The following is a 465-nucleotide window of genomic DNA, read 5'->3' as shown; positions in this document are numbered from 1 at the left end:
GCCAGCATGGCCCACTGCAACGGGGTGTCGGCGGTGAGCTCGTCCACCGGCTCGCGGCTGTCGAAGGGGACCCCCATCAGCATGCGGAAGCCGAGGCGGTCGCGATAGAAGGCGACCGAGCGGTTGACGTCGTCGCTCATCAGATTGGGGGTCAGGGCGGTGCTCATGGTCGTATCCTTATGTTCATCGGCGGGATGTTGCCTGTAGGAGCGGCCCTTACGCCGCGATAGGGCGAAGTGGCAGACTCTCCGTGACTGGCGGAAGTTGGCGGATCCGGCGCCCGGCTTCCGCATCCTGCTCACGCCAAGCACCTACATCCCTGTAGGCAATCGCGGCTTGGGGCCGCTCCTACGAAAGGCGCGGTGTCGGCGGCCAGATACCAGTCTGCTTCGCCCCTGCTGACACCCTGCTGTCAGCAGGGGGTGGGTAGTCTGTTCGCAAGTGAATACGATGGGGAGTGAGGAC

General features: G+C 64.7%; 1 protein-coding gene. It reads right to left on the bottom strand.

Features of this window, described 5'->3' with window-relative positions:
* A partial coding sequence (locus tag ACYQ2W_RS26615) for a hypothetical protein (protein ID WP_459874151.1) occupies window positions 1–167 on the bottom strand: 167 nt, incomplete at its 3' end.
* Window positions 168–465 lie beyond the last annotated feature (298 nt).

This window comes from Endothiovibrio diazotrophicus, assembly GCF_054657215.1.
Note: the sequence above shows the minus strand (reverse complement) of the source record. Positions and strands in the feature narration are given on the sequence as shown.